Source organism: Alkalitalea saponilacus (assembly GCF_900168165.1).
Lineage (GTDB): Bacteria > Bacteroidota > Bacteroidia > Bacteroidales > Marinilabiliaceae > Natronoflexus > Natronoflexus saponilacus.
The window spans coordinates 21960-28437 of sequence record NZ_FUYV01000027.1; the positions used below are offsets into that span (position 1 = coordinate 21960).

At 35.9% G+C, this 6478-nt stretch carries 5 protein-coding genes; all 5 read right to left on the reverse strand.

What is annotated here, in order from left to right; genetic code table 11:
- Positions 1 to 16: 16 nt before the first annotated feature.
- Positions 17 to 676 carry an ATP-binding cassette domain-containing protein gene (locus tag B5X70_RS16485; RefSeq protein ID WP_079559007.1) on the reverse strand — a complete coding sequence of 220 codons (660 nt, stop codon included), beginning with the start codon at positions 674 to 676 and terminating at the stop codon, positions 17 to 19.
- Positions 677 to 1644: 968 nt separating this feature from the next.
- Entirely contained in the window at positions 1645 to 1773 is a 129-nt protein-coding gene (locus tag B5X70_RS18525; protein ID WP_262481310.1) for a hypothetical protein, read from the reverse strand.
- A gap of 96 nt (positions 1774 to 1869) precedes the next feature.
- The gene (locus B5X70_RS16495; RefSeq protein WP_079559009.1) at positions 1870 to 2202 is read right to left on the reverse strand and encodes a hypothetical protein; all 333 of its coding nucleotides are present in this window, start codon (positions 2200 to 2202) and stop codon (positions 1870 to 1872) included.
- A gap of 17 nt (positions 2203 to 2219) precedes the next feature.
- Positions 2220 to 4394, reverse strand: coding sequence for a peptidase domain-containing ABC transporter (locus tag B5X70_RS16500; RefSeq protein WP_079559010.1), 2175 nt, complete (start codon positions 4392 to 4394; stop codon positions 2220 to 2222).
- 2 nt (positions 4395 to 4396) lie between these two features.
- On the reverse strand, positions 4397 to 5545 hold the full coding sequence (locus tag B5X70_RS16505) for an HlyD family secretion protein (RefSeq protein ID WP_079559011.1): 1149 nt from the start codon (positions 5543 to 5545) through the stop codon (positions 4397 to 4399).
- Positions 5546 to 6478: the final 933 nt, after the last annotated feature.

Consider the following 6478-nt stretch of genomic DNA (forward strand, 5'->3'; position numbering starts at 1 on the left):
GTGCGCAATAAAAAACCTACAATTTTAAACTTTCAGAACTAAACAAAAAAGTAAGGTCTCTCTCTAATTGTTCAAAATCTTTTGATCTATATTTGGCTATACTTCCTCCAGGTTTTAAATGATGTATAGCACTACTAATACCTTTTAGGCTCTCTAAAAGATGTGATGCGACCAAAATAGTACAATCCGGTTTATTTATTGCTTTAATTAGCTGTTTGCAAACAATACTCCCCTCCAGATCCAGTCCGTTAAATGGCTCATCAAGCAAGTAAAGATTACTGTCGACTAAATAAACAGATATCAACCCAAGTTTCTTTTTCATTCCGGTAGAATAGTCAGAAGCGTATTTTTTAAGGGGAAGCTTAAAATGACTGTTAAGCTCATCTATCTTTTTTCGATTAATGGAAACTCCTTTTAGTTTACACACAAATTCCAAGTACTCTTCGGCCCTGACTCTTGGATAAAAGTAAAGTTCATTTGGCAGATACGAGATATATGAAGGTTTAATAACAGAACCCTTATATGACTCAATTCCATAAATACAATTAAACAGAGTTGTTTTTCCCGCCCCATTGGCTCCAACTAATCCGTTTATGCCCTGAGGAAACACATAGCTAAAATCCTCAAAAACCAATGTGCCGGGGTAGGTTTTATATAAGTTTAGAATTTTTACCATCTTATTGATTTTTTCAGGTTATACATACTTATTGTACTCAGGGAGAACAATAATAAAGGCCAAAATGCCAAAACAAAAAGATTTAAGATTACTCCTACGTATAGCGATATTATAAACAATTGGCAGAATATGACTTTGTATAAACGATTATTAAAAGCACTAAAAGATAAGATTATACTAACATATAATAATGCTCCTGTGAAAAAGGCAATTAGGGTACTGTAACGATATCCTTGATCGAAAAACATGAGAGTAGGCAATAATGGAAGAATAAGTACCAAATAATCTCTTAGTCCGCTTTTAATCTTTCCGGTTAAGTAAAATTTAGGTGAAATACTGTTTCTTATATTGTAATTATCGTCACCACGAGAATTTAACTGTGATATTACTACTATATAAATATTCAATGCGCTATAGGCCACGAGACTAGAATTTATAATCAAAGAAAAGTAAACCAGCACAAGAAGAATGGATATGAACGCATAGTTAGCCCTTATGGCGGATTTTACAATAGGGTTAAAAGCGTCAATATATGGAAGCTTAATGTTTTGTTTAATTGCATTCCCGGACTGACTATTAGAAATAAATATTACAAAAGCCAAAAAAACACCAAGACCAAAATATTGTGATTTGAAAAAGAAAACTGGCAAAACAGCCATTGAGATTATAAGATAATCACTTAAGTATATGAAATACATTCTTTTAAAATGTAATCTCAGATGAGGAGCATCTTTGCGTGTAGTATGAATAAAGAAAACTAAAAAAATCAAGATCGAGGATTTTACCCATTCACTTTCCAAATGATAAATCCAAGATAAACAGCTAATTATGAGCAAAGCCGACAAAAAAGAATAGAACAATCCTATTTCCCTAATGATGCGTATAAGGGAGGTGGCTACCAATTTTAGATGAATTAAATAATGCATATAGAACAATCTGAGGAGCAAGTTTGCTCCTCAGATCCTGGGTTAATTTGCTTTTTGTGCCGAAGCAAATAGGAGGATACAAGTAAGGATTATTGCCTTTGTTAAAAAAGCACCTCCATTATTCTCTTTCATTTCCTGAACACTAAGTTCTTTTAATTCTAAATTATTCATAACGAAATTTGTTAATATCTCTCCAACCATCTCCGGGCGTTGGTCATTTCCCAATCATGGAGGTTTTCCGGTTAGCTAGCATGTCAGAAACTCCAATCATACTGCTAAATGATGGTCGTTCCGTGCATAAAAAAAGCACTGAAGTAAATTTATGCATTTTCCGCCAAAAGTTTTATTTTTTTCTTCATTCTCCAATACTTCAAGATTAAACTCAATTTTTAAATGTTTCCTGTTGTTAAAGTAAAATGAATTTATCTTTCGGGAGTAGGATACCTCTAATCCCAAAAGTTTTAACTCTTCAAAGTGGGCGTACAGTTGTCGTCGGCTTATACCCAGTCTGGATGCAAACTCAACTGGGGAGCCGGTTCGCTGCTCTCGTATGAGTTTGTTTATCATCTGAAACCTCTCAATTTGTTTAATAAAATTCATGACTACATAAGGTTAAGTTAGAAATCTGATTTTATTAATTCACTTAATGCAGGCATTTGTCTTTGCCACATTTGATAATATTTCCCTTTTTTATGAAATAACTCAGAATGCGATCCCTCTTCTATCAGGACTCCACTTTCCAGAACTGCAATTTTATCTGCATTCATTATTGTGCTTAAACGGTGAGCTATCACAATAATGGTTTTGCCATTGTCCAGTAAATTTGCCAATGCTTTTTGTACAAAATGTTCAGATTCAGAATCCAAAGATGAGGTTGCTTCATCAAGAATTATCACTTCAGGGCTTATGTATAAGGCTCTTGCAATAGCCAGTCTTTGTTTCTGGCCACCGGAAAGTGTCGCGCCATTTTCTCCTATGTAAGTGTTGAAGCCGGCAGGTAGTTTTTCAATGAACTCAAGAATTCCAAGTTGATTGGAGATTTCAAGGATCTTTTCCATATCCGGCTCGAAATCGCCTACGGCAATGTTCTCAATAACATTGCCGGCAAACAGATCCAGTTTTTGGGGAACACTTGAGATTATGGTTCTCATACTTTTGTTAGTGAAGTAGTCTATTTTGTGATCCCCTATATAAATGGCTCCTCCATTCAGTGGATATAATTTTAGCAGAAGCCCTGCCAATGTCGTTTTCCCGGATCCGCTCTCTCCAATTATGGCGGTCATCTTCCCTTTTGGTATAGTAAGGTTAAAATCTTTAAACACCTCTACCCTGGTCCCATAGCTAAAACAGACCTGCTGGAATCTGATATCTCCTAAGTTCTCTTTTTTAAGTTCTATTTTGTTTTCATCCGACTCCCTCTCCAAATCCATAATTTCAAACAATCGGTCGGAGGCAATTAATGCATTTTGTATGGTTTTATTCATCTCAACGAGTCCTGCCGCAGGGCCCGTTAAATATCCTAGTATGGCATAAAATGAGAGCAATTCGCCTGGAGTTATGCTCTGACTTATGACAAAATACGATCCGACCCATAATAAAATTATGGTAAAAATTCTGTTTAGAAATTCCGATGAATTTGAGGAAAAAACAGAGTTAAGACCCGAATGATAAACAGTTTTTAAAAGCGATATAAATCGAGTTTCTGTTTTAATATTGGCAAAATCTTCTAATCCAAACTGCTTAATTGTTTTTACTGAGTTTAATGATTCAACCAACTGGCTTTCCAAATCAGCTGCTTGTTCCATCAATTTGCGTTCACGCTTTTTGTTTAGCTTGTTAGTTACCGCGTATATAACAATGTATAATGGCATAACAATGGCCATTATCAGTGCCAGTTTCCAACTGTATATAAACATTAAACCAAAAGAAAATACCACTATAAACACATTCACGACCAAAGAAACCGCTGTGTCGTTTATAAATGCCCGAATCTTTACAGCATCATTAATTCTGGAGATGATTTCTCCAACCCGCATGGTATCGAAAAACCGTTGCGGAAGTTTTAGTAAATGCTTGTAGTATCCTAAAATCAATTGTGCGTCAATTTTTTGTCCTGTTCGTAACATCAAAATGGTTTTTGATACCCCAATAAATATTTGAAAGAGCAATAGGACAACCATGGCCACACTTAACAGGTTCAACAGGTTTGTATTGCCTCCTACTAAAACATGATCGGTTATTTTTTGAAGATATATTGAAGTGCTAAGTCCGAGCAATGTATATATTATAGCTCCTGCCAGTGCTTGTGTGAGAATGCTTTTGTGGGGCTTCAGCAGATAAATAAATCGGCTAAAATTGGATACCTTTTCATTTCTTGCGGAGAAATCCTCTCCCGGAGCCAGCAACATTAAGACCCCTGTCCAAACTTTCGCGAATTCTTCAATCGATTGTTTATGCATTTGTCCATCGCCAGGATCCATAAATTCCACAATGTTATCAGATACTTTATAAACAACAATATAATGGTGTAAAACATCCCTTACAATAACATGTGCTATGGCTGGAACCGGAATTTTAGGCAGGGCATCAGTTCCCCCTTTTACCCCCTTGGCAGTAAACACCATTTTTTCTGCAGCTTTTATCATTCCCAGCAAGTTGGTTCCCTTTTTATCTGTTCCTGCCATTTGTCGGATGCGGGCAACCGGCAACTTTAATTTATAATGTGCAGCTACAGATGCCAGGCATGCCGCACCACAGTCTGTAATATCTCTTTCCTTTATTTTTATCGACATGATTATATATTTTGGATTTGAGGGTTTAGCCAGTTATCTACTTTATCAAATAAAAGATGGAATAAGCTTCTTCGGGTCAGATCAAATCTGCCGGTAACTGTCATTCCTTTTTTAATGTAGCCTCTGTGTCCTGATTTTAACTCAAGGTAATTCTGATGTATCCTGCAACGAACACGAAAAACGGGGTTGTTCTCAAGAGAAATGATGTCTTCCGAAACATGAATTACATCTCCAATTATTAATCCCCATTGGTTATAATTAAAAGCATCAACCTGAATTCGAACCATCTGGCCGGGGTATATAAACCCAATATCTTTTGGGGATATATAGCACTCAACAATTAATTCGTCATCGGGTGAAATTTGGGCAATGATTTGCCCCGGGTTCACGAAGCTTCCAGCTTGAACTCCAATTGTTTTACTCAATACACCTGAAGCCGGAGCTGTTATAATAAACTGAGTCATTTCCTCCCGCAACTGTCTGATATTTGATTTTAATTGGGTGTTTTCTCTTGCGATTCTGGTTTTTTCCGATTCCCAACTGTTTCTGGTTTGTTTTTGGAACAGAGTTAATTGAGATTGAAATAATTCATATTGGTTTTTCACTTGGAGATACTCCATTTTCGCTGTTACCTTTTCTTGGAAAAGATGTTGAGCCAACTCGTATTCTTTTTCAACCATTTCAAAAGCAACATTCATTTCTTCGAGTTTGGCAAGATGCTGAAAGGCTTCTTGCTTATATTTTGGTGACCCGACGTTAAAATCACCTGAGAGTAAAACATCAAGGTCTCTAATAAATTCCTTGTTTTCTTTCTTCTGAGCAATAGCGTGATTTATCTGCTCATTAATTCTGTCGGTTCGCAATACTAATAACGTATCTCCTGCCTGAACATGTTGTCCTTCATGAATGTCTGAAAAATCAACTTGTCCATGTATTGATGCCTGGATATTGATGTTTTCAAATTGCGTGCGGATGATTCCTCGGGCTGGTGTGCTGACGGTTATTTTGACCAGAGGAAGCATTATTATTGCGACCATAACTGCCACTACAATCCCAACGTAAATTAATCTGAAACGCTTATTGTTTTCCGAGAAATGGTTTTCTACAGTATATTCAATTATTTCGGGGGGGAACAGGTTTTCTTTACTCATTGGGTTCTTGGATTATGTGAAATTATTTTCAAATACGGTCTTATTACAATGCTAACTACAACCTAGTCAACATCGCATTAAGAAAACATTTAAAAAGCAAAGAATGATAATTAGATAGAAGAAGTATTTATGGTGTAAATTTGAGTGGATTTCAAATTTATCTGTGTGTCGATTAAAGAAAGTAAATGTGGGTGTCATTTGGGATAATGTTGTTTGTAATTTTTGATTATATACAAAAATAGGCACAAACATGATATAAATCATAATCGGGGGGGGGGTTAAAAAAAGTTAATATGTCAGTTTCGGAATATGGATTAACAGCTATTCTTCAAATAGAACTGTTAGCATTAGGAGAGAGTCAGAATTGAACCAATTCGCAGTTAACTTGAGTTTATTGCACCTCTACGAGGTGCTTTTTCTCACTCACGAGGGCTATGCAATGACCAAAGAAATTTATAGTGAGTCAATTTTTATCCAACCCGTCATCGTAGATGGCAGATGTTGATAACATATTTGGCAGACAGATTGCCGGCGCACTTTGGGTACGCAATTAAAAACCAGAAGTTTTTGGTCTTTAAGTTTTTATAGTTTAAAAACGCGAAAAAAATTCACGTTTTTTTCTTTTATGCAACTAGCCGAATGTCTTGATATATCTGGGATAGAAGAGTGTTTAATTGCCTTATTCGGGTAGTGCTTTTTTTCCTTTGGTTTGCGATTTGTTGCAACTCCTGTTTAAAACTAATTGATAACAAAGGGTTTACGAAATAGTCTTTTTGAAATAAGCATGACCACATCCAAACCCACCCTTTCTTTGTAACTATATAGTAATTAGATCTATCCATCTTTTTAACCAATCCCCTTTCTATCAACTTGCTCAATTCATAGCGGATTTTTGCGGTTTTTGGATTTTTGTTAAAATCAACCAGCAAATCT